This is a genomic window from Ectothiorhodospiraceae bacterium BW-2, assembly GCA_008375315.1.
Classification (GTDB): domain Bacteria; phylum Pseudomonadota; class Gammaproteobacteria; order Thiohalomonadales; family Thiohalomonadaceae; genus BW-2.
The window spans coordinates 3,007,174-3,030,199 of the sequence record CP032507.1 but is presented as its reverse complement, the minus strand read 5'-3'; the positions used below and the strand labels follow the sequence as shown (position 1 = coordinate 3,030,199).

Genomic DNA, 23,026 nt, shown 5'->3' with positions numbered 1-23,026 from the left:
GACTCCTTACTCTCGTTGACGGTGGTGATGAATAGCGGCAGCTATGACCGCCATTAAGTGGGGGGAAGGTGCCTCCATTTTATTAGCATATTGGCGCCAAAAGCGGCTATTGAGCCTTAACACAGCGATCAGCAGCATTAAGAAGAGCACCACAACACCCATGCCCAGTACCATTAACTCCAGCCCAACCCAAAGCAGATCGCTATTAGACATCGCCCCCTCCTCGGTTAAACCATACCCTTGAGCGCCCCCTCTGCTCCAGCCGATAGAGAAGCTCCCCACTAGGGAGGCGGCACCAGAGCCAGCCGAGTAGCACCCCTACTGTATTAGCAGCCATATCGGTTAACTCAAAATAGCGCACCCCACCCCACTGCTGTAGAAACTCCAGCACAACGCCGATTGCAATAAAGAGCGCCACATAGCGCCAGCGACTAGAGGCGCGGCGGTGAATCATCCCAAACCAAGCCATCAGCGTAGCATATCCGCTCAAATGCATCAGCTTATCACTGTAGTGGAAGCTAAGCGGCTGCGGCGGCCTCCCCGCTAGCGACAGATAGATCACCAACAGCACCATCGTCCAACCGATAGTTAACCATACCCCGGCCCACCTTAGCGGACTGATCGACTCAGAGGCCATAGAGCCACAACAGCAGGCCACCGAGTAGCAGCCGATAGATCACAAACGGCACCATGCCGATCTGTTCTAATAACTTTAAAAAAGTATGAATCGCAGCATAGGCACTCAGTGCCGCTAGCACCGTGCCTAGCCCTAGGCTGAACCAATCGACCGGCTCCGACTGCTGGATTAGATCGAGCCCATTTAATCCGCCGGCCAGCACAATCACCGGAATCGAGAGCAGAAACGAAAATCGTGCCGCCGCGCTCCGACTTAGCCCCAACATCAGCGCTGCGGTCATGGTGATACCAGAACGAGAGGTTCCCGGAATCAGCGCCACCGCCTGAGCGAGACCGATAATGGCAATATCTCGCCAAGTTAAGCTCGATTCGTCCCGCTCGCCGCGACCATAGCGATCGGCCCACCAGAGTAGTAGCCCAAATAGAATTGTGGTCACAATAATCACCTGTGGCGTGCGCAGTTCGCTCTCAACGATCTCTTTAAATAGCAGCCCCGCTAGCCCGACCGGAATGGTACCGAGCAGTACCGCCCACGCCAACCGGCTCTCGCCTACCACTCGGCGCTGCATGATTGAAGCCCAACAATCTTGCATGAGAACGACAACCTCTCGGCGAAAGTAGCCAACTACCGCCAACAGCGTTCCTAAATGGACTGCGACATCAAACGCCAACCCCTGATCAGCCCAGCCCGTTAGCCACGGCAGCAGAATCAGATGGGCCGAGCTAGAGATGGGCAAAAATTCGGTCACCCCCTGCAACAGCGCCAGTAGGGTAATTTGATACCACTCCATTCACTGTGACTCCTCTAAATGATTAAATTATTAAGTTATCCGGCTAAAGCTCAAACACCATCCCCTCAGTCGCGATAGCAAACCGACCAATAAGGTGCGGATAGCTCTCCTGTAGTTCGCTAAAGATGGCATCTAGCGCCCTATCTGTCCGTTCGGGATCGTGGTGCGTTAACATAATTAGCTCGATATTGAGCCGCTCGACCCGCTCAATCCACCAGTCGTAGTAGCTATGTCCCCACCCCATGCGTTTAGAAAAATACTCCTCACGGGTAAACATAGAGTCAGCCACCACGAGATCGACCCCCTGCATCGGCCCATCTAAGAGCGCTAGCCGCTCATCAATCAGACGCTGATACTCCTCGTACCCCTCCTCACCGCGCTGATAGAGGTTTTGTGGCGGCTCATGATCACCGGTGAAGAAGAATCGTCGCTCCCCTTCGGTGATAAGGTAACCAAAATTGACCACAGGATGGTTGGTTAAGATCGGCTGCACGGTTAGCGAACCGATCTGGTAGCTAACCCCATCTTGTAGATCGGTATAGCGAATCTTGGCCTTTAATTCGCTCTCCAGTACCGGAAAGTAGCAGTACTCCATCTGTCGGCTTAATACATGTCGTAGTGAATTGTTATAAACCGGATCGACCGGCCCGAACAGATCGATAGTAAACCCGGGAATAAAGAGCGGCACAAAAAAGGGGAGCCCCTGAATATGATCCCAGTGGGTGTGGGTGAGAAAGATATGGCAGTGTGACGGCCCCTCTTGGTTCACCATCTGATTCCCTAGGGGCCGAATACCGGAACCGGCGTCAATAATCACCCGTTCACCGCTTTGAGCCACCACTTCAATACAGGTGGTGTTACCGCCATAGATATAGCTCTCTGCCCCAGGTACGGGGATCGAGCCTCGGGTGCCTCGTAAAGTAATTTTCATCGTTCGACTATCTATCTAGTTTAAGCTTAAGCCACTCTATTGCAAAAATTGCCGGGTCACCTCAATCTCGGCCTCCAGCTTTCCAAGCAGTGCCGGAACTTCGGACAGCTCACACCCTAACCAAGCCTGCATCGGCTCAGGTAGCGCCTCGATCTTTGAGAAGGGGTGGCCCGCCTCCGACATCAGCAGTTTACTGACCTGGTTGGCTACAAAGAGCACCATATCGAGCTGTGTGAGCTGCCGCTCTAGCGGTGAGTGGTGGGTCGCGACCGCTGTCACAATCTGTTCTGGCAGTTGCCAGCGCGACAGCACTAGGGAGGCAATTTGGGGGTGATCATATTTTAAATACTGTCGCTCCAGCAGCACTATCGGTAGCTGCTGGCTACGCGCCTGCTCTAGTAGCGTCGCGTAGCTATCGTTCTGCCAGCGCGCCAAAATAATCATGCCGATATCGTGCAGCAGACCGGCAACAAAGTAGTCGCTTAAATCACTCTCGGTCACACCTCGATGGCGAGCAAAGAGTCGTGCTACCGCAGCGGTGGTCACGCAGTGCTCCAAAAAGAGTTCCATACGACAGCTACCCATGTTGGTATGCGGCATCGTCCCCATAGCAGCGACCGAAATGGCGAGGTTTTTAACCGTATTAATGCCGACATAGACAAAGGCCTGTTTAATACTACTCATCCGCTGGCGCAGTCCGAACGCCGCCGAGTTGACCAGTCGCAATATTTTGAGGGTTAACACCGGATCGTGTTCAATGACCTCAATCAGTTTACGCGGGTCGATATTAATATCGCCCGTTAGCTCCAAAATCGCCTGAACACTGGCCGGAAAGGCGGGCAAGGTATCGACAATTCGTGCCAAAACCTGCGCCTCATCGCCACTAAACTCTACCATCACGCCCTCCGAATCGCGCCTGCTGCATGAGCTCTCTCATCTCCGTCACCGCTTGCGACAGACCACAAAAGAGGGCTCTAGCCACAATGGCGTGGCCAATATTTAGCTCCCGAATTTGCGCTATTGCGGCAATCGCGGCGGTATTGTGGTAGTGCAGCCCATGCCCGGCATTGACCGTTAACCCGAGCCCCTCCCCTAACCAGGCGGCGTAACGGAGCCGCTCTAGTTCATGCTGTGGTGTCGTTGCATCGGCATAGTGGCCGGTATGAAGCTCGATCACCGGCGCACCGCAGGCCGCTGCCGCCTCAAGTTGGTGCGGGTCGGCATCGATAAAGAGCGATACCCGAATCCCAGCGGCAGTCAGGCGCTCGACAGCCTCTTTAACTCGCTCAGGTTGGCCTGCCACATCGAGCCCCCCCTCAGTGGTTAACTCCTGCCGCTTCTCCGGTACTAGGCAGCAGTCGTTGGGTCGATGCTGCTCGGCAAAACTGACCATCTCCTCGGTAATCGCCATCTCCAAATTCATACGCACCGCTATGAGCTGCTGAATGAGCTCCACATCGCGCACCTGAATATGACGCCTATCTTCTCGTAGATGGAGCGTAATCGCATCGGCACCGGCGCGTTGGGCATCCAGCGCTGCCTCAACCGGATCGGGATAGCGGGTACCCCGCGCCTGCCGCAGCGTGGCGATATGGTCGATATTGACCCCTAATAAAATCGTTGCTCTCTCTGTTAACACTCTGTTGCCCTATCTCTAATCCCCTGTCTCACTACCATCTGCCGATAGAGTAACCGGCTACGCAGTGGCCGTCCATCCAACCAGTGGTCAATGACCTGTCGCATAAAGCGTTTTAGCTCGGCAAGTCCCGAGGCGGGTGGCCGCTGCGACTGCGCCAATGCCGCTATCCAGCGCCCCTCTACCGTAACGCCTCCCCTAGCTCTCGCACCCGCCACCGGCCATAAGGCGACACCATCGTAACGGTAATAGCGCTGCGCCTCAACCCTATGCCCCTCCCCATCGAACAGCCACTCGACCCCCAGCTCAGCTAACAGCGCGGCCTCAAACTGCCGTAGCGGCCACTCCACTGCCTCCCCCCCACTGAGGCGCTGTAGCGTCTGCCAGTAGTGGTGAAACAGTAACGGCAGCGGCACCTCCAGCGGCAGCAGTCGCAGTAGCAGCTCATGCAGATAGTAGGTGAGCCAGAGCTGCTCTGCCGAGAGCGCTAGCGCTCGCCCCTCTCCCGCCTCCACGGCGGTTAATGTTTTTAACTCCCGCTGCCCGCGCCAGGAGAGCAGTAGCGGTATCGCCGGCTGTAATAGTGCCGAGCGCTCCCCCGTCGCTGCCCCACGGGCAAGTAGCCGCAGTCGTCCGGCATCGGCGCTAAAGCAGTCGAGCAGCAGATCCCGCTCTCGCCACGGGCGACGGTGGAGCACCACGGCGGCAGAGGCGCTCCCCTCCACCGCCACTACGGCTCTCCATAACCGAGCTGTCCGAGTAACCGTTCACTATCAGACCACCCCTGTTTAATTTTAACCCATAGTTGTAGATAGATTTTATGGCCAAATAGCTGCTCCATATCGGCTCGCGCCTGAGCGCCAACGAGCTTCAGCCGCTCTCCCCCCTTGCCAATAATAATCCGCTTCTGCCCCTCTCGCTCCACCCAGATGAGGGCGGCGATGCGTAGCAGCCCCTTATCGATAGTAAATTGTTCAATTTCAACCGTCAGCGCGTAGGGGAGCTCATTGCCTAGCTGTCGGGTCAGCTTCTCCCGCACAATCTCGGCGGCCAAAAAGCGTTCACTACGATCGGTGAGCTGATCGTCGGGATAGATAGGCTCGCTAAGGGGCAGATAGGAGAGCACCCGCTGCTGTAGCCGCTCTAAATTGGTCTGTTTCAGCGCCGCCACCGGTACCACTTCGATAAACTCCCCCCGCTGTGTTAGCTGCTCAAGCAGCGGTAGCAGCGCCTCGCGCCGAGGTAGCTGGTCAATTTTGTTCACTACGGCAATGACTGGCTGCGACTGCTGTTGCAGATAGCCTAACACCTGCTGATCATCCTCCTGCCACTGCCCCGCCTCGACGACAAATAGAATGAGATCGACCCCATCGAGTGAGAGGGCAGCGGTTCGGTTCAGATAGCGATTCATCGCCTTTCTCCCCTGACGGTGGATTCCGGGGGTATCGACATAGATTAGCTGCCCCGCCGCGAGGGTCTGAATGCCGATAATACGGTGGCGGGTGGTCTGCGGTTTACGGGAGGTAATGCTCAGTTTTTGCCCGATTAGGTGGTTCATTAGCGTCGATTTACCCACATTAGGGCGTCCGACAATCGCGACATAGCCGGCTCTAAACGGTTCGTTCACAAGCTCTCTCCTGCGGTTGTTAACCACTCAATCCATTGGGTTGCCGCCTGCTGTTCCGCTTTACGACGGCTGCTTGCGACAGCCGTTTCGGTACGGTCAAAGTTCTCAATATGGCAACTGACGGTAAACTGCTGGCAGTGCGCCTTGCCGCTAATGTTGGCCACCTGATAGTCGGGCAGCCCTAATCCCCGCCCTTGCAGAAACTCTTGCAGACGGGTCTTGCTATCCTTGAGGGCCATATTGGGGCTAAGTTGCTCTAACTGCCTAGCCATCAGCCGAGCTATCACCTGCCGCACCGTCGCCTCATTAGAGTCGAGGTAGATCGCCCCTAACAGCGCTTCAAAACTATCGGCCAGAATCGATTTGCGCCGCTTACCGCCACTCTTTAGCTCCCCACTGCCGAGGTAGATATAGTCGCCTAGCTCGATCTGTTGCGCTAGCGTGGCCAGAGTCTCCCCCTTAACTAGGGTGGAGCGCAGACGGCTTAGCTGCCCCTCATCGACAGTCTGAAAACGGTGGTAGAGCATATCGGCTATCACAAAGCTGAGGATAGAGTCGCCTAAAAACTCCAGCCGCTCATTATGGTGACGACCGGCGCTACGGTGGGTCAGCGCCTCGATTAACCGCTCTGGCTGCTGAAACCGATACCCTAGAGCCGCCTCAAGGCGGGCAGTCTCGGCCACCATTAACGCCGGGTCACCTCACCCTGCTCCCGAAACTGAATCAGAAAAGAGAGGTTACCCATAATCGGGATCACAGCATCGTAACTGACGCTAATACGAAACTTGTCAGCCACCCGCTCAACCTCGACATTGTCTGCTTTAAGCTCGTTAGTATAGACACTAGAGTCTTTGACTAGATGGAGAAAACGGCCCCTAAGTGAGTGTTGGGTCTGCCAGCGCAGATCATCCTCTAGCTGCTGTAGTACCGATTTAACCTCCATATTGCCGATATAGGCCGGCCCGAGCTTAAAGCCGAAGGTAAGCATGACCCAAATGCCAAACAGAATAAACACTATTCCAATAAGACTTCCGCCCCGATTTGAGGCGGGCAACGATCTTCTCTCTAACATGGCTAATCGACCCATTTTCCTATCCGTTTTATGTTAATAATATCATCGCTAGCGCTATCCCAGTTCATCCAGATCATAAACGCCTTACCAATTAGGTTCTCATCCGGAACAACCCCCCAAAAACGGCTATCGCGGCTGTTATCGCGATTATCGCCCATCACAAAGTAGCTATCGGCCGGCACGACAGTCTCAAAGTTAAAGATCGGCGGTGAGGGCATCACTAAAATATCGTGCTCCTTCCCGTTAATCATCTCCCGCTGGTGCCAGGCGCCTGTCATCATCGCCCCGCCCCCTCTGCCGATATAGCGCCCGAGGCTCTCCTGTGGCAAAAGTTCACCGTTAACATAGAGCTGTTTATTGCGGTAGGCGACCCTATCCCCCGCCACCCCGACCACCCGTTTAATATAGTCAATCGTGGGATCTTCGGGATAGCGAAACACAATAATATCGCCCACTTTTGGGTCACCTATATCGATAATTTTCTGATTTAAAACTGGTAATCTTATACCATAGGCAAATTTATTAACTAAGATAAAGTCACCCACTAGCAGAGTCGGCATCATCGAGCCGGAGGGGATGCGAAACGGCTCGGCAACAAAGGAGCGAATGAGTAATACAATCAGTATCACCGGAAAAAAGGAGCGCGACATCTCAACTAGCGCCGGCTCCTTCAGCGGCTGTCCCGTCGCGCTACTGCGCTGACGCCGTTTCGGTGCCCATACCTTGACATCTAATAGCCAGATTAGCCCCGTCATGGCGGTAAATAGGACTAAAAAGGCGGGAAAATCGAAGTTCATCACTACTACTATCCTTGGTATCAATCGCTATCAACTGTCGCTCTTGCCAACATGTAGCACGGCAAAGAAGGCCTCTTGTGGAATCTCGACCGAGCCGAGCTGCTTCATCCGCTTTTTGCCCGCTTTCTGCTTCTCTAGCAGCTTGCGCTTTCGGGTCACATCGCCGCCATAACACTTAGCGGTGACATTTTTGCGCAGCGCCTTCACATTAGTGCGGGCGATAATGTGGCTGCCAATAGCCGCCTGAATCGCGACATCAAACATCTGTCGGGGGATCAGTTCCCGCATCTTCTCTGCTAGCTCGCGCCCACGAACTTGTGCCATCTCTTTATGGACAATGAGCGCTAGGGCATCGACCACTTCGCCGTTAATTAAGACATCAAGCTTAACCAGATTAGCCGCTTGAAAGCGGCGAAAGTGGTAGTCGAGCGAGGCGAAGCCGCGACTGCACGACTTTAAGCGGTCAAAAAAGTCGAGCACCACCTCACTCAGAGGCAGCTCATAGGTCAGCGAAACCTGTGAACCCATGTATTGCAAATTCTGCTGCACACCGCGCTTCTCCTCACAAAGCGTGATCACATTGCCTAGGTAGCTCTGTGGCAGCAGAATGTTAGCCTCAATAATCGGTTCGCGAATCTCACTAATGGTATTAATCGCCGGCAGCGAGGCGGGGTTATCGATATTAAGCACTTCGCCTTTAGTGGTCTCGACCTCATAGATAACGGTCGGAGCGGTCGTGATCAGATTCAGCTCATACTCTCGCTCTAACCGCTCCTGCACAATCTCCATGTGCAGCATACCGAGAAAGCCGCAACGAAAGCCAAACCCGAGTGCCTTTGATGTCTCCGGTTCATAGAAGAGTGAGGCGTCATTTAACCGCAGTTTCGCTAGCGCCTCGCGCAGATCTTCGTACTGATCGCTACTAATAGGAAAGAGGCCGGCAAAGACCCGCGGCTGCGCCGGTTTAAAACCCGGCAACGCCCTATCTGCCGGAGTCTCTGTGCTGGTGATGGTATCTCCAACCGGTGCCCCGTCAATCTCCTTAATCCCGGCGACAATAAAACCGACATCGCCCGCTTCGAGCTGATCTCGGTCGCTCATCTTAGGGGTAAAGATGCCCACTCTATCGGCCTGCCAGTTACGGCCAGTTGACATCACCTGAATTTTACCCCGTTTTTTTAGCCTCCCCTGCACCACCCGCACTAACGATACCACGCCAAGATAGTTATCGAACCAAGAGTCGATAATGAGCGCCTTAAGTGGCGCATCACGATCCCCTTCAGGGGAGGGGATCTTTTTCACCAACTCTTCGAGCAGCTCATCGACCCCAATCCCCGATTTAGCGCTAACTCGTACCGCATCGCTCGCCTCAATACCGACAATATCCTCAATCTCACCGATCACTCGATCGGCATCGGCTGCCGGTAGGTCGATCTTATTCAATACCGGGACTACCTCTAGCCCCTGCTCAAGCGCGGTATAGCAGTTAGCTACCGTCTGCGCTTCGACCCCCTGTGAGGCATCAACGACCAATAGCGCCCCCTCACAGGCGGCGAGTGAGCGAGAGACCTCATAAGAGAAGTCAACATGGCCGGGGGTATCAATAAAATTGAGCCGGTAGATCTGGCCATCTTTGGCCGGATAGTCGAGCGAGACACTCTGAGCTTTAATAGTGATCCCCCGTTCCCGCTCCAGATCCATCGAATCGAGCACCTGTTCGGCCATCTCCCGCGCACTCAAGCCGCCACAGATCTGAATAAAGCGATCAGAGAGGGTCGATTTACCGTGATCTATGTGGGCGATAATCGAAAAGTTACGAATATGACTCAGTTCGGGCATCTCAATTCGCGACCACATTAACCAGTTTATTTGGTACCACAATCACTTTACGCACACTCTTTCCCTCAATAAATTTACTAATGTTAGCAGAGGCTAACGCTTGCGCCTCAATCGTCTCTTTTGTCGCATCGGCAGAGATCTCAATTTGATCTCGCACCTTACCGTTGACCTGAACAACCAACATCATATGACTCCTAACTAGCGCTTTTTCATCAACCTTTGGCCACGCCGCTTGTAAAATATCCTCACCATACCCCAACTCACGCCACAGCGTATGGCAGAGGTGGGGGGCTATCGGCGAGAGCAGGCGTAGCAAGATAGCAAACCCCTCCTGCCGCACCGCAGCGGCTGCCTCTCCCTCCCCTTGGCACTGACCGAGACTATTAAGGATCTTCATACAGCCGGCGACCACAGTATTAAACTGATACTTATCGAAGTCGCGCAGCGCCGTCTGCAGCACCTCATGCACCTCGCGCCGAATGCGCTGCAACGGCTCCGGAAGTGGCTCTAGCAGCGGAGCTGACGATTGCAATGCCGGCTCATGGTCAGCGGCAAACTGCCACACGCGGCGCAAAAAGCGGTGCGCCCCCTCAACCCCAGACTCCTTCCACTCTAGCGACTGCTCCGGTGGGGCGGCAAACATCGTAAATAGCCTTACCGTATCGGCACCGTAGCGATCAATGAGCTCTTGTGGATCGACGGTATTGCCCTTCGATTTAGACATTTTAGAGCCATCCTTTAACACCATCCCCTGTGTCAACAGGGCGCTAAAGGGCTCATCACAGCTCACCATCCCCTCATCTCGTAGCAGTTTATGGTAGAAGCGGGCGTAGAGCAGGTGGAGGATCGCATGTTCAATGCCGCCAATATATTGATCAACCGGCAGCCAGTAGTTAGCCCGCTCATCGAGCATCGCCCCCCTCTGGTCGCGACAGGTGTAGCGGGCGTAGTACCACGATGACTCCATAAAGGTATCAAAGGTGTCGCTCTCACGCTCCGCCGCCCCACCACACTGAGGGCAGCTAGTTTGGTAAAACTGCGGCATCTGTTTAAGCGGCGAACCGACGCCGCTAAACTCAATCTCCTCCGGCAGCACCACCGGTAGCTGCTCATCGGGCACCGGCACTGCGCCACACTTAGGGCAGTTAATAATCGGGATCGGGCAGCCCCAGTAGCGCTGTCGCGACACGCCCCAGTCACGCAGACGGTAGTTAACACTCTTTCGCCCTCGCCCCATCGCCTCCAGTTTAGCGGCTATCGCCTCTAACGCTGGCTGAAAGGTTAGGCCGCTAAACTCACCCGAGTTGATCAGACGCCCCTTATCCGTATAGGCAACACGGTTCAGATCGATCTCACTACCATCGAGCGGTTCAATCACCTGTTTAATCTCAAGGCCATACTTCTGAGCAAACTCCCAGTCGCGCTGGTCGTGGCCCGGTACCGCCATCACCGCCCCTTCACCATAGCCCATCAGGACAAAATTAGCCGCATAGACAGGCACACTCTCGCCAGTTAAAGGGTGGTCGGCTTGGAGTCCGGTCGGGTAGCCACGCTTCTCCATCGTCTCCAGCGCCGCCTCTGATGTCTCCATCTGCTGACATGAGTGAATAAACTCGGCCAGAGCGGGATCGTCTCGGGCCACCTGTTCGGCTAACGGGTGTTCGGGGGCTACGGCGACATAGGTGACCCCCATGAGGGTATCGGGACGGGTGGTAAAGACCTTTAGCGGCTCGCCATTGACCAAAAAGCTTAACTCAACCCCCTCCGAACGGCCAATCCAGTTCTGCTGCATGGTGCGTACCTGCTCTGGCCACTGTTCTAGCTGCTGTAGATCGGCCAGTAGCTCCTCGGCATAGGCGGTAATGCGCATGAAGTATTGCGGAATTTCGCGCCGCTCCACCACCGTATCGCAGCGCCAGCAGCGGCCATCGATCACCTGCTCGTTAGCCAGTACGGTGACATCGTGGGGGCACCAGTTGACCGGCGCCGTTTTTTTAACCACTAACCCCTTTTTAAACAGTCGGGTAAAGAGCCACTGCTCCCATTGATAGTAGTCGGGGTGGCAGGTGGCTAGCTCGCGGCTCCAATCATAGCCAAAACCTAGCCGCTTAAGCTGCTGCTTCATGTAGTCGATATTGGCATAGGTCCACTGCGCTGGGGGAACTTGGTTCTGAATCGCCGCATTCTCCGCCGGCAGGCCAAAGGCATCCCACCCCATCGGCTGTAGCACATTTTTGCCCAGCATCCGCTGGTAACGGCTCACGACATCGCCAATGGTGTAGTTGCGGACATGGCCTATATGCAGCTTTCCCGAGGGGTAGGGAAACATCGATAGGCAGTAATATTTCTCCCGTTCGGGGTTATCTTCTGCAATAAAAGATTGATTTTGTTGCCAATAATCTTGGGCTGCCCGCTCAAGCTGTTGCGGTTGATAAGTGTCGTCCAGTGCCATAAGTCTCTTCGGATAGGGTTAGGGTTGGCTCAAAGGGGCGTAGCATAGCAGAGAATCGCCGCCGTTGCCGCAGCTTTAATCAGGCAAGCACTATCTCATCAGGGGCCAGTGCTGTTTATCCTAGAACTGTTAATGGCTCCATACTCTCTACCCGCTGAAAGCCACGCGGCAGTTTGGTACCCCGCCGTCCTCTCTCACCTAGGTAGTGGTGCAGCTCCTCCCCCTTTAGCGTTAAGCGCCGTTTACCCGCACCCACCACGACCCCTTGTTGCGGTAAGGAGATGAGCTGTGCGGCGAGTAGGCGCTCTTCGCCACTTGCATGGGCCATGGTAGGAATCGCGAGCAGTCTATTCCCCTTCCCTCGGTTAAGACGCGGCACCTCCTCTACAGGGAGGATAAGTAGCCTACCCTCACTACTGAGCAGCGCTAGATGGGTCGTGGCGCTCTCTAGCCGCAGCGGCGACAGCAGCCGCCCCTGTCCGCCTAGATTGATCACGCTCTTACCGCTCTTGTTGCGACTGAGCAGCTCACTAAAGGGGGTAATAAAGCCGTAACCGCTATCGCTCAACAGTAGCCACTCCCCCTCATCGCCGTCCATAATCACCGCCTCAAAGGTGACGCCGGAGGGGGGGTTAATTCGACCACTCAGCGGCTCTCCTTGACCCCTTGCAGAGGGGAGCGTATGCGCCATTAGGGTGTAGCTACGGCCGGAGGAGTCGAAGAAGATGGCCTGCTGATGACTCTTGCCTAGCGCATGGCTGCGGTAGTGATCACCCGCTTTATAACTGAGCTGCGTCGGGTCGGTATCGTGCCCTTTCGCGGCTCTTACCCACCCTTTGGCCGATAGGACGACTGTCACCGCTTCGCTAGGCACCCTATCGCTCTCATCCATCGCTTTAGCCGCCTGACGCGAGACGATCGGGGAGCGGCGCTCATCGCCATACTCGTCGATAACTGCCTCTAGCTCTTTGCGTATCAGGGTCTGCATTCGCTGTTTGGAACCAAGAATCTGCTCGATTTGAGCTCGCTCCGACTCTAGCGCCTGCTGCTCGCCTCGTAGCTCCATCTCCTCAATACGGGCTAATTGGCGCAGTTTCGTCTCTAAAATAAAGTTCGCCTGCGCCTCGGTCAGCTTAAAGTGGGCGATGAGCGCTGCTTTCGGCTCATCGCTACTGCGAATAATCGCAATCACCTCATCAATATTAAGATAGGCGATGAGCAGCCCCTCTAGTAGGTGGAGGCGCTGATTAATCTTCTCTAGCCGATGCTCTAGGCGGCGGCGCACTGTCTGTACCCGAAAGGTGAGCCACTCGTTCAATATCTGCGGTAGATTTTTCACCTGCGGTCGGCGGTCGAGTCCAATCATATTCATGTTGACCCGATAGCTGCGTTCTAGATCCGTGGTGGCGAATAGGTGGTTCATCACCTGTTCGGCATCAATGCGATTCGAGCGCAGCACAACGACTAGGCGGGTCGGGTGTTCGTGATCCGACTCATCACGCAGATCATCGACCATCGGTAACTTTTTAGCCCGCATCTGTTGGGCAATCTGCTCCATAATGCGTGCCCCGGAGACTTGGTGCGGCAGGGCATCAATCACAATATCGCCCCCCTTCTCCTGCTGCCACCGCGCTCGCATTCTGACCGAGCCCCCCCCGCTGCGATAGATCTTCTCTAACTCATCGGGAGGCGAGATAATCTCCGCTTCGGTCGGATAGTCTGGCCCGGGGAGGTGGGCCATTAGGTCATTTAAGGTCGCCTCAGGATGTAGTAGTAGGTGGATAGTCGCTCGCACTACCTCAACTAGGTTATGGGGCGGGATATCGGTCGCCATCCCCACTGCAATACCCGCTGCGCCATTGAGTAGCAGGTGGGGGGCTCTTGCCGGCAGAAAGAGCGGCTCTTTAAGGCTACCGTCAAAGTTATCACCCCACTCCACCGTCCCTTGACCGAGCTCACTGAGCAGAATCTCGCTCAATCGGGTCAGCTTCGACTCGGTATAGCGCATCGCCGCAAACGATTTAGGATCATCTGGGGCACCCCAGTTCCCTTGACCATCAATGAGCGGATAGCGATAGCTAAACGGCTGCGCCATCAACACCATCGCCTCATAGCAGGCTGAGTCACCGTGTGGATGGTACTTACCTAGTACATCACCGACGGTACGGGCCGATTTTTTATATTTACTACTCGCCTTTAGCCCTAACTCCGACATCGCATAGACGATACGCCGCTGTACCGGTTTTAAACCATCGCCGATAAAAGGGAGCGCCCGATCCATAATCACATACATGGAGTAGTCGAGATAGGCGTGTTCGGTATAGGCCGAGAGCGGCATCTGCTCTCGGCCATCTTCGGTCAAGGTAATCAGTTCATCCATTTGTCACCACCACTCTCCATTCGTAAGGGCCGCTAATGTACCGAAAAGCACGCGACAGTGCTATAGGTGACTACAGAAATTATTGGGTATCTTCCGTCTTGCCGATAGCCGAGCACGGCCTTGTTCATCGTTCTGTCAAGCTCGCGATTTCTATTTAAGGGAGGGACGAGCTTGATACCCGCCCCTACTGTGATGAAATAGCCTCCTAAAAAGCACAGCTTGAATCACACCCGATTAGCTCTTGTCTTTCGCTAGTAATTGTTGTCTAATCGCTCAGCAGTGATTAACGATGACCTTCACCTAACTCTCAAGGAGCCTTAAAATGCGACTTTCCTCCATCCGCTACCCACTATTAGCCATCGCCCTAGTTACCACCCCCTTTCTAGTCGGTTGCTCTCACTACTATGTCAATGGCGCAACCACCGTTCCGGCGACCTTAACAACCACCACTAGCTGCGGCTACTCCGCCTGTGCCACGAACACCATCACCACGCACTACTACCCGCTCTGTGGAGCTGCTACAGGGTGTGGTTATGCGGTGTGGTATTAACCCCTAGTTACAATACTAGATGGTTAATATCGATATTGACCTGCCGCAGCTCGCCTAGCACAGTGATGAGTACGATGGCTCGATCCTCGCCACGCTGGCACTGAAATATCGCCTCTAACTCCTTCATTGGCCCCTCGGCGATACGCAGCTTATCCCCTTTTTTGAAGCGGGTCTGATCGGTTAAGCGAATGATCCCCTCCTGCTCACGCTGCTGTAGCGATGTAATCACTACATCGGGCACCGTGGCAGGAGTATCCCCGAAACGAACCATTCGACTCACCCCGAAGGTAGAGCGAATCGGTGCCGAATTATCGGTGTCAAGATCGAGCTGAATAAATAGGTAGCGAGGAAAGAGCGGCTCGATTACCTCACGCCAGCGCTCGCGTAGCCGTTTGCGAGTTAGTAACCACGGCAGATAGGTCATAAACCCCTGCTGTTGCAGATTTTTCTCAGCTAAGCTCTCCCGTCTCGGCTTCGTTTGAATGAGATACCACTGTTGCACAATCGTCAGATCCAATAATATTTTCGAGTATAGATACCGAGCGCTAGCTCGCCCATGCTTAATTGCAGTAGCTGACTACGATCACCATCGATAAACAGTAACTGCTCGGTATAGCCATCTTTCCAGAGCAGGTTAAAGCAGATCGGATGCCCCGATACTTTAGCTATCATCCCCTCCCCCTTATGCAGTAGTTGGCAACGCTTTACCAGACTCTGCCACAATTCGGTGTCACTCCCCTCCTCAGGGGCTAGTCGTTTAAGAGAGGATTCAGGCCGCACTTTAGGCATTGCCTCTATCCTATGCCACAACTGCTGATACCTTGCAGCCGGTTCTCTCTGCAATAGTCGCCGCAGGCGCTCTAATAGCTGCTCTGCCGCTGCGCTATCGGTTGCGGCCACCGGAAACACCCGCTCAAGCCAGTGCAGTAGTCTATTGGCTCGCTGCTGTTGATCTTCATTAAACGGCTTCTGATAGCTTAAAAACAGGCTCAACTGCTCCAATACTTTTAAGTAGGTGACAAAATTGGTACTCGATACCCCCTCCCGTTTCAAAATAGCTAGCAGCAGATTTTTCCACCCTAAATTGAGAAATTCAAACACGATCGCAGGCATCGCCTGACCACAGAGAATCTTCTCCAACTTTTGAGCGAGAAGCTGTTTTAACCGCGCCGTTCTAGCCTGTTGTATCGCCCGTTTGAGCTGCTGTGCGAGCTGGTGGGGCAGTCCCATCTCCTCCTCTATCCCCTCATCCCCCTCCGGTAACTGTGGCCAAGTGTAGCTACCATTGATCTTATGCAGATGAGAGTCGATACCCCGTTGCTGGATAGGTTCTAGCGCTAGCGGTAACTCCAGTTTCGGGTCGGTTTTCTCCCCTGCAAGAGGGGCTGGCTCATCGTCGGTGGCGCAGTGTTTAGAGATGCCGTGTTTATCGAGACAGAGGCCAAGTTCATTCAGTAACTCACCGTAACGGCGCTGAAACAGCGCGGCAAAGGTCTTAAAGATACTGTTTGAGACCTCAGGATTGGGAAAAAACTCCTGCAACACATTGCCAAATATATTGATAATGGCTAACGGTCCGGCAGGATGACTCTCCCGAGTCACCGGCACAACCGCTATCTCCGACAGGCGTGCCTCCATAATGACAATGTCCGCCCCTTTGCGATGCTCTATCTCATTGACCAAATTGGTAATAGAGATCCAGTTACTGAAGGAGACATTATCTACCACATCCCGTTTATCTAGCGTCGCTAGTGCGAGTTGATAACCCGCTGCCGTATCGCTCTCAGAGAGGGTCAAAAGCTGCTGCTCAACTCGCCGCATCAGAGCGTTGCGTACCTGCCAGCTCTTCTGTTGCAGCAGTAAAAAGGCCTCATGAAAGGGCTCTCTCTCCTTACCCTCTGCTTGGTTATAGAGCTCAAATAGATAGTCTTCAATCTTCTGTAGCGCAGACTCGAAAAACCAGCTCAAAAAGGCTGAAATAACCCCAGCACACTCGCGGCGAATAAGCTCGCGGCGACTCTCCTGCTGCTGTCGATTGGCGTGGGATGAGGCCTCTGCTTGCAAAAACAGAATCGCCTCCAGATTACGCTCGGTGACCTTAACCCCAATACCGCTCTCTTCGCTGAGTCTGACAATCTCCCCTTCCAGAAATAGCCCCCCCTCAGGGGTGTCAAACTCGACGATTAGTGCCGATCCCATACCCACCTCAGCGGGGAGTTGATTGCCAACAAACTCCTTGCAGTCGAGAAATAGCCCCCCAATGCAGAAGTCACGAATGGTACACAAAGTAGAGTACTGACCGGCAAAGGTGGTCATTGCCGCCAGATCGATCTTGTGTCTGACATAACTACGCGCCTCTTCCCCCATAACTCTCTCCCTGCTCTTAAATACGGTTAGCGAATAGGCATCCCGGGTTCAGCACCCTTATCGGGCTGTAGTAGAAACAGCCCTGCCTCCCCTCCTGCCGCTAATACCATCCCTTCAGAGAGGCCAAAGCGCATTTTGCGCGGCTGTAGATTAGCCACCATCACGGTTAGGCGCCCTATCAGATCGTCTGGGGCGTAGGCTGACTTAATGCCGGCAAAGACCTGTCGCTGCTCCGGCCCTAAGTCGAGCTGAAGCCGTAGCAGCTTATCGGCCCCTTCGACCGCTTCGGCCGCGACAATTTTGGCCACGCGCAGATCGACTTTGGCAAACTCGTCGATACTGATGCGCTGTGCCAGATCGCTCAACCCTGTCGAGGCTTCTGACGGCTGCGACTGCTCCACCATCGCCGCAACCGCCTTGGGATCTACTCGTTGCATAAGAGGCTGATAACGCTCAATTTTACGCCCTAACTGCGGCTGTGCTAGCTGCTGCCAGCACAGCGGCCCGGTAGCCAAAAACTGCTCGGCTTGATGGGCTAGTAGCGGCAGTACCGGCTTTAGATAGATCACTAATTGGTAAAAGAGGTTGAGCCCCATGGTACAGATCTGTTGTAGTTCGAGTGCCCGACTCTCCTCTTTGGCCACCAGCCACGGTTTCTGTTCATCGATATAGCCATTGGCGCGATCGGCTAACTGCATCACCAGTCGCATCGCTTTGCTATATTGTCGCACTTCATAGCAGGCGGCAATCTCCTCACCGGCACCAACCCCTTGCTGCCACAGCGCCTCATCGGCTAAAGTCTCGGAGAGTTGGCCCTCAAAGCGTTTGCTAATAAATCCGGCGCAGCGGCTAGCAATATTCACCACTTTGCCGACTAAATCGGAGTTCACCTTTTGGATAAAATCGTCCAAATTGAGATCAAGATCGTCGATACCGTCACTCAATTTCGAGGCGAAGTAGTAGCGCAAATACTCCGGATTCAGATGGTTAAGGTAGCTGCGAGCCATAATGAAGGTGCCGCGCGATTTGGACATCTTCTGGCCATTCACCGTTAAAAAGCCGTGACAATAGACCGCCGTTGGCAGCCGAAAACCGCCGCCATAGAGCATCGCCGGCCAAAATAGGGTGTGAAAATAGGCGATATCCTTACCGATAAAGTGGTAGAGCTCACTCTGACTATCGGCCCCCCAGTAGCGATCAAACTCAAGGTTGTGTTGACGGCAGTAGTTCTGAAAACTGGCCATATAGCCTATCGGGGCATCGAGCCAGACATAGAAATATTTGTCATCGGTACCGGGGATCTTAAACCCCCAGTAGGGGGCGTCACGAGAGATATCCCAATCACTGAGTCCCGCCTCGAACCACTCATTGAGCTTACTCGCAATCGCCCCTTGTAGCTGACTATCGCGAATCCACTGCTTTAATGTCGCCTCAAAGCGGGAGAGATCGACAAAGTAGTGCTCCGACTCTCGCTCAATGGGTGTGGAGCCGGAGAGTACTGAACGCGGATTTTTTAACTCGGTCGGGGTATAGGTCGCACCACACTGTTCACACGAATCGCCATACTGATTAGCTGCGCCACACTTCGGACACTCCCCCGTCACAAACCTATCGGGCAAAAACATCTCTTTGTCGGCATCATAGGCTTGGGTAATGGTACGCTGGTTAATGTAGCCCCCCTCCTTCAGGCGGGTATAGATCAGCTCGGCAAAGTAGCGATTCTCGTCGCTATGGGTGGTGTAGTAGTTATCAAAACCGATGGCAAAGGCGGCAAAATCGGCTTTATGCTCCTGCGCTATCCGCTCAATCAGCGTCTCTGGCTCTACCCCTTCGCTCTGGGCACGCAACATAATGGGGGTGCCGTGAGCATCATCGGCGCAGACATAGTGGCACTCGTGACCCCGACACCGCTGAAACCGAACCCAGATATCGGTCTGAATATACTCCACTAAATGGCCTAAATGGATCGGCCCGTTGGCATAAGGGAGAGCACTGGTAACAACGATTTTGCGCAAAGAGGTTGGCATAGTGGTGACGGTTTCCTGTTAAGTTAAAATTTTAAACTGGCCTGTTTACCCAAACTGCAAGCCGCTAACCATACCAAAATAGCCCCACTATGCGCTAGTCAACTGTACAGTTAAATCGCCATGACGGTTTTTAGATCGTGATCATTAGCTGCTCAAGCGGTACCGGTCGATGGATTTGGTACCCCTGGCCATAATCGACCCCTAGCGTTTGGAGCCGGTCAAGAATTTGGCTATTTTCAACATATTCGGCTACCGTCCGTTTGCCGAGAATATGGCCAATATCGTTAATCGACTTCACTAACAGATAGTCCTGCTCAGAGCTAGCGATAGTTTTAATAAATACCCCATCAATCTTCAGATAATCCACCGGAAGTCGCTGTAGATAGGCATAAGAGGCGTAGCCAGTACCAAAATCGTCTAACGAGAAACGACAGCCGCTCGCTTTAAGCGAGTTAATAAAATAGATCGCATCGTCTATGTTGGTCACAGCCGAGGTCTCTGTCACCTCGAAACAGACCAGTGTCGGGCTAAATTGCGCCGCCGCTAGCTGCTGCTGGACAAACTCAAGAAAAGCGCTCTCTCCCACGCTCTGTCCAGAGAGGTTAATCGATACCCCAGCACACTGCCGTAGCTGGTGGTGGTGCTGATTTAACCAACGAAAGGTCGCCTCCACCACCCAGCGATCAACCTCCTGCATCCGGCCGAAGCTCTCCGCCGCCTGAATGAACTCAAACAGCGGTAGCGGAGTCTCATCCTCATCGACCACTGAGAGGAGAATTTCGTAATGTTTAAGATAGCCGCTGGCGCGATCTATCGGCGCAATCTCCTGTGCCCGCAAGCGTAGCCGATTCTGTGTCATCATCTCGGTCAAACGGCCCATTAACTGCTGGACACTCCCCTGCTGCAGCAGTGCTATCGACTCCTCTATGTCGATGATAATCACCGTAACACGCCGCTCTAATGCTCGCTGGCAGGCCTTATTCGCTAGGTTAATTAGCTCGCTAGCTGAGATCAACGCCTCGCTTAACACTACCGCTCCGGCTCGCAGCGAAAAGGGGATGGGGCTCCCCTGCCAGAGAAAAACGCTCCCCGCTAAAGCGGTTGTGAGCGCGACTGCCTGCTGACTCGCCTCCTCGACTGAATCCGCCCGTAGCAGCAGCGCAAACTCATCACCATTAATGCGGGCTGCTATCGACGCGTCACCTAGCTGTGCCCTCATCACGGTGGCAAGTTGGCGCAGCAGTTGATCGCCCCCCTCGTTACCATAGAGCTGATTAATCAGCCGAAACTGGTTAACATTCACGATGAGCAGTAGTGCGGTTAGCTGCTGGTGCAGTACGATAAAGATCGCCCGCTCTAGCTCGCGTAAAAAGGCACGACGACCTAAAAGTAGGGTCAACTCGTCCCGATTAGCCTGCTGTAGCACCGACTGGTGCAGATCTTGCAGTAGCTGTTGCGAGGCTCGCTCATTTATCTTTAAGCCGCTGCGCTCTAAGAGGCTCACCGTCTTTTGGTGGAACTTTTGTGCTAACTCCCCTAAAGAGCAGTCGAGTGCGGCTTGGCCTGAGTGGTCGATAAATAGATAGCGCTGCCGCTGCTGATCCGACCATGCGAGCTCTAGCGGCTCCGCCGCGGTATCGGGCTGGCGCTGAAACAGGATTCGATCCCCCTCCCCTAAATTCTGCCCCTGACGCACAAAGTGTTGCCACCTTTTGGCCGTTAACTCTTGTGGACGCCAGCTCTCTACCGAAGGTTGCAGTTTAGGCAGCCTTGCCTCGACTCGCTCTCGTGGTAGCTGGATACGATAGTTGGCCGATGTCGCTAGCGCTAAGGAGAGGGTCGATAGCAGGGTTGTCAGCCGGTGCGGTTGAGTGCTATTTAGCCGTAACATCTTTTCAAACCAAGCGTAGAGCTTAAACGCCCGCTGCTGCTGTACGCTATTGTAGTCTTGAGGGTAGTCGAGAAAGAGCAGGAGCTGCTCTAGCCCCTTTAGGTAGATCTGGTACTGCGGGCTCTCCTCCCCCTCTCGCAGCACAACCTGTCGCAGTAATGGGTACCAACCCGCCTCAATAATCTCTCCGAGTAGCGTCGGTAGCTGGCGAGCGGCAAAACGGTGATCGAGCTCTCTCGCCACTCTCTGTTCGGCAACAGAGTGGCGCTGCTGCTGCTCCATCGCCTCAATTTGTACCCTGCGCTGCTGTTGGTAGTGTTGCTGATACTCTTCGGTTAACGCGCTAATTTTATCGCAGCTCTGTTGTAGTGCCTGCTCATCACACTCGATACGCTCATGTAGCTGTTCAAACTGCTGCCGCACTACCTGGTCAACTCGTTCATAATCGGCTCTACGCTGCTCTGGCACCAGATAGGCTAACTCATTTAGGCTCTGACAGAGGGTATTGAGTAGATCACTTTCGCTCTCTAGCAGGGTGGGCCGCTGTATCAGTGCCTTAAACAGTGAGGGTTCAAGCTGATCAAACCAGCGCTGGCTCGATGGGGAGTAGCGTTGATCTCGACGCACATAGCTAAACAGCGTATCGGCTAACTGTATCGACTCCGCTAGCTCTGGCTCTATCTGCCCCTCCCCCTGCTGTGCCAGAATCTGCTGTAGCTGCTCATAGCGCCCCGTATGGCGCTCAGGAGGGAGTTGATGCGCAGCGGCGAGCAGGCGCTCTCGGCTGATTCGAAGAGGGGTTGCCGCTAGTGGCGACGATGGCGATGCGGCAATCGCGCTGTTTAGATGGCGCAGGTAGTGTCGCAGCGCGGTTAGCGGGGGGGCCGTGCCACTCGACTCCTCGGCGCTCTTTTGAGGGCTATCGATCACCTCTCGACTCTCCCTCTCTCTCTCTCTCTCCCCTTCACTGCGACGACTGTGACGGCTAAAAAGCGTCTGTTCGATAGAGGGCGGGCGTTCAGGGCCGATGCCGTGCTGCTGTAGCGTCTGGGTAAGCTGTTGTAGAAGTCGCAGATAGGGCAAAGCCATCTCGTCACGCCAGAAATCGAGCAGCAGGCGCACCGCTATTAGCTGCTGACAGAGCGGTTCAAGCCCATCAATCCAGCACTGTAGTAGTGGTTTAATCGCCCAAGGCGGCTCCTGCTCACCACGATTAAACCGTGGTAACTGCCGTAGGCTCAGCTCTAGCTGATGGTTAGGCTCTTCACAACGCTCTCTCAGTTCAGCCGCACACCTATCTAGCAGTAACCAGCGCTCAAACTGTTCGGTATCGATTAACGAGAGCTCGGCCGATTCACTAACGCTCTCTTTTAGGGGGTGTTCGTATCGCTGCTGCCATAACTGCTCTAGCTGTTGTAATAGTCGCTGCTGCCGTTTAGGTTGCGCTAGCTGTTGCGCTAGTTGATAGAGTTCGTAGCGCTCCCCCTGCTCAGAGAGCGAATCGGTACGCTGTAGCAGCGCCTCACTCACCTGCTCAAGCGCTCGTTTAAATAGCAGCGTTACCCCCTCCTCTAGCTGCGCTGCTATCTGTGCCGCTGCCGCTAGGTTCGGGGGGGAGGAGGCGGTGCAGCGCTGCATAAAGGCCAACGCGGCCATATCTTGCCGCGTAAAGTGGATCCCTAGCCCCTGATCGACGATGCGTACCACCTCCGCTTCGAGAAAATGCCCCCCCTCAGGGGTATCGAATTCGACCGTTAGTGGCTCCCCTAGCTTAACCCCTGACACCCCCTGATCGATATCGACATAGAGCCCGCCGACACAGAAGTCGCGTGCCTGACAGCGAAGCGGCGAACGGCCACTAAAAGACAACACAACCTCAAGGGTAATGGGGTAGCGTTTATGACGCCGCTTATCCCGACTCATCGCAGCAGATCACTCCGGTAGTGTGTAAAAAAGTTGAAAAAGTGGCTAACCATACCAAATAAGTGCCCTATCATGCCAGTAGCGGCGGGTGGTGTCACTCTCTGCTG

Annotated in this window: 19 protein-coding genes; 1 reads left to right on the top strand and 18 read right to left on the bottom strand. The window is 54.3% G+C overall.

Translation table 11 applies throughout. The annotated features are described in order from the left end of the window. Positions 1-6 precede the first annotated feature (6 nt). The 14 genes from D5085_14395 to parC form a co-directional block, all read right to left on the bottom strand. The gene (locus D5085_14395; protein QEP44204.1) at positions 7-213 is read right to left on the bottom strand and encodes an oxaloacetate decarboxylase subunit gamma; all 207 of its coding nucleotides are present in this window, start codon (positions 211-213) and stop codon (positions 7-9) included. Then, on the bottom strand, positions 206-637 hold the full coding sequence (locus D5085_14390) for a VanZ family protein (GenBank protein ID QEP44203.1): 432 nt from the start codon (positions 635-637) through the stop codon (positions 206-208). The genes D5085_14395 and D5085_14390 overlap by 8 nt, the downstream gene beginning before the upstream one ends. Further along, a complete protein-coding gene (locus tag D5085_14385; protein QEP44202.1) occupies positions 627-1,427 on the bottom strand; it encodes an undecaprenyl-diphosphate phosphatase in 801 nt (266 codons plus the stop codon). Before D5085_14385 ends, D5085_14390 begins: the two co-directional genes overlap by 11 nt. Before the next feature lie 43 nt (positions 1,428-1,470). Then, positions 1,471-2,358 carry an MBL fold metallo-hydrolase gene (locus D5085_14380; protein QEP44201.1) on the bottom strand — a complete coding sequence of 296 codons (888 nt, stop codon included), beginning with the start codon at positions 2,356-2,358 and terminating at the stop codon, positions 1,471-1,473. Positions 2,359-2,394: 36 nt separating this feature from the next. After that, positions 2,395-3,255: an HDOD domain-containing protein gene (locus D5085_14375; protein QEP44200.1), complete on the bottom strand. Its 861-nt coding sequence runs from the start codon at positions 3,253-3,255 to the stop codon at positions 2,395-2,397. Continuing rightward, a complete protein-coding gene (locus D5085_14370) occupies positions 3,242-3,997 on the bottom strand; it encodes a pyridoxine 5'-phosphate synthase (GenBank protein QEP44199.1) in 756 nt (251 codons plus the stop codon). Before D5085_14370 ends, D5085_14375 begins: the two co-directional genes overlap by 14 nt. Then, entirely contained in the window at positions 3,991-4,725 is a 735-nt protein-coding gene (gene recO, locus D5085_14365; GenBank protein ID QEP44198.1) for a DNA repair protein RecO, read from the bottom strand. The genes D5085_14370 and recO overlap by 7 nt, the downstream gene beginning before the upstream one ends. Beyond that, the gene (locus tag D5085_14360; GenBank protein QEP44197.1) at positions 4,725-5,648 is read right to left on the bottom strand and encodes a GTPase Era; all 924 of its coding nucleotides are present in this window, start codon (positions 5,646-5,648) and stop codon (positions 4,725-4,727) included. Before D5085_14360 ends, recO begins: the two co-directional genes overlap by 1 nt. Next, positions 5,618-6,307: a ribonuclease III gene (locus D5085_14355; protein ID QEP45176.1), complete on the bottom strand. Its 690-nt coding sequence runs from the start codon at positions 6,305-6,307 to the stop codon at positions 5,618-5,620. The genes D5085_14360 and D5085_14355 overlap by 31 nt, the downstream gene beginning before the upstream one ends. Continuing rightward, positions 6,307-6,708, bottom strand: coding sequence for a DUF4845 domain-containing protein (locus D5085_14350; GenBank protein QEP44196.1), 402 nt, complete (start codon positions 6,706-6,708; stop codon positions 6,307-6,309). Before D5085_14350 ends, D5085_14355 begins: the two co-directional genes overlap by 1 nt. Beyond that, the gene (gene lepB / locus D5085_14345) at positions 6,696-7,490 is read right to left on the bottom strand and encodes a signal peptidase I (GenBank protein QEP44195.1); all 795 of its coding nucleotides are present in this window, start codon (positions 7,488-7,490) and stop codon (positions 6,696-6,698) included. Before lepB ends, D5085_14350 begins: the two co-directional genes overlap by 13 nt. A gap of 30 nt (positions 7,491-7,520) precedes the next feature. Continuing rightward, complete coding sequence (locus D5085_14340; GenBank protein ID QEP44194.1) at positions 7,521-9,329, bottom strand: elongation factor 4; 1,809 nt, start codon at positions 9,327-9,329, stop codon at positions 7,521-7,523. Between the two features lies 1 nt (position 9,330). Next, positions 9,331-11,775 carry a leucine--tRNA ligase gene (locus D5085_14335; GenBank protein ID QEP45175.1) on the bottom strand — a complete coding sequence of 815 codons (2,445 nt, stop codon included), beginning with the start codon at positions 11,773-11,775 and terminating at the stop codon, positions 9,331-9,333. A gap of 121 nt (positions 11,776-11,896) precedes the next feature. Beyond that, the gene (parC, locus tag D5085_14330) at positions 11,897-14,161 is read right to left on the bottom strand and encodes a DNA topoisomerase IV subunit A (GenBank protein QEP44193.1); all 2,265 of its coding nucleotides are present in this window, start codon (positions 14,159-14,161) and stop codon (positions 11,897-11,899) included. 322 nt (positions 14,162-14,483) lie between these two features. On the opposite strand from parC, the gene D5085_14325 reads away from it, so the two are divergent. Beyond that, positions 14,484-14,711 (top strand): hypothetical protein, encoded by a 228-nt coding sequence (locus tag D5085_14325; GenBank protein QEP44192.1) that lies wholly within the window; start codon positions 14,484-14,486, stop codon positions 14,709-14,711. Between the two features lie 7 nt (positions 14,712-14,718). Here D5085_14325 and rfaH read toward each other — a convergent pair whose 3' ends face one another. From rfaH to D5085_14305, 4 genes are all read right to left on the bottom strand, one after another. Then, on the bottom strand, positions 14,719-15,276 hold the full coding sequence (rfaH, locus tag D5085_14320) for a transcription/translation regulatory transformer protein RfaH (GenBank protein QEP44191.1): 558 nt from the start codon (positions 15,274-15,276) through the stop codon (positions 14,719-14,721). Continuing rightward, positions 15,219-17,078 carry a DUF1631 family protein gene (locus D5085_14315; GenBank protein ID QEP44190.1) on the bottom strand — a complete coding sequence of 620 codons (1,860 nt, stop codon included), beginning with the start codon at positions 17,076-17,078 and terminating at the stop codon, positions 15,219-15,221. The genes rfaH and D5085_14315 overlap by 58 nt, the downstream gene beginning before the upstream one ends. Before the next feature lie 26 nt (positions 17,079-17,104). Beyond that, on the bottom strand, positions 17,105-19,105 hold the full coding sequence (locus tag D5085_14310; GenBank protein QEP44189.1) for a methionine--tRNA ligase: 2,001 nt from the start codon (positions 19,103-19,105) through the stop codon (positions 17,105-17,107). A 130-nt stretch (positions 19,106-19,235) separates the two neighbouring features. Then, positions 19,236-22,919: a DUF1631 family protein gene (locus tag D5085_14305; protein QEP44188.1), complete on the bottom strand. Its 3,684-nt coding sequence runs from the start codon at positions 22,917-22,919 to the stop codon at positions 19,236-19,238. Between the last annotated feature and the right edge of the window lie 107 nt (positions 22,920-23,026).

What these genes read in the sequence shown, in the direction of transcription:
- D5085_14395 (QEP44204.1), bottom strand. Translation starts at nt 213, where the DNA reads ATGTCTAATAGCGATCTGCTTTGGGTTGGGCTGGAGTTAATGGTACTG.
- D5085_14390 (QEP44203.1), bottom strand. Translation starts at nt 637, where the DNA reads ATGGCCTCTGAGTCGATCAGTCCGCTAAGGTGGGCCGGGGTATGGTTA.
- D5085_14385 (QEP44202.1), bottom strand. Translation starts at nt 1,427, where the DNA reads ATGGAGTGGTATCAAATTACCCTACTGGCGCTGTTGCAGGGGGTGACC.
- D5085_14380 (QEP44201.1), bottom strand. Translation starts at nt 2,358, where the DNA reads ATGAAAATTACTTTACGAGGCACCCGAGGCTCGATCCCCGTACCTGGG.
- D5085_14375 (QEP44200.1), bottom strand. Translation starts at nt 3,255, where the DNA reads ATGGTAGAGTTTAGTGGCGATGAGGCGCAGGTTTTGGCACGAATTGTC.
- D5085_14355 (QEP45176.1), bottom strand. Translation starts at nt 6,307, where the DNA reads ATGGTGGCCGAGACTGCCCGCCTTGAGGCGGCTCTAGGGTATCGGTTT.
- D5085_14350 (QEP44196.1), bottom strand. Translation starts at nt 6,708, where the DNA reads ATGGGTCGATTAGCCATGTTAGAGAGAAGATCGTTGCCCGCCTCAAAT.
- lepB (QEP44195.1), bottom strand. Translation starts at nt 7,490, where the DNA reads ATGAACTTCGATTTTCCCGCCTTTTTAGTCCTATTTACCGCCATGACG.
- D5085_14340 (QEP44194.1), bottom strand. Translation starts at nt 9,329, where the DNA reads ATGCCCGAACTGAGTCATATTCGTAACTTTTCGATTATCGCCCACATA.
- parC (QEP44193.1), bottom strand. Translation starts at nt 14,161, where the DNA reads ATGGATGAACTGATTACCTTGACCGAAGATGGCCGAGAGCAGATGCCG.
- D5085_14325 (QEP44192.1), top strand. Translation starts at nt 14,484, where the DNA reads ATGCGACTTTCCTCCATCCGCTACCCACTATTAGCCATCGCCCTAGTT.
- D5085_14315 (QEP44190.1), bottom strand. Translation starts at nt 17,078, where the DNA reads ATGGGGGAAGAGGCGCGTAGTTATGTCAGACACAAGATCGATCTGGCG.
- D5085_14310 (QEP44189.1), bottom strand. Translation starts at nt 19,105, where the DNA reads ATGCCAACCTCTTTGCGCAAAATCGTTGTTACCAGTGCTCTCCCTTAT.
- D5085_14305 (QEP44188.1), bottom strand. Translation starts at nt 22,919, where the DNA reads ATGAGTCGGGATAAGCGGCGTCATAAACGCTACCCCATTACCCTTGAG.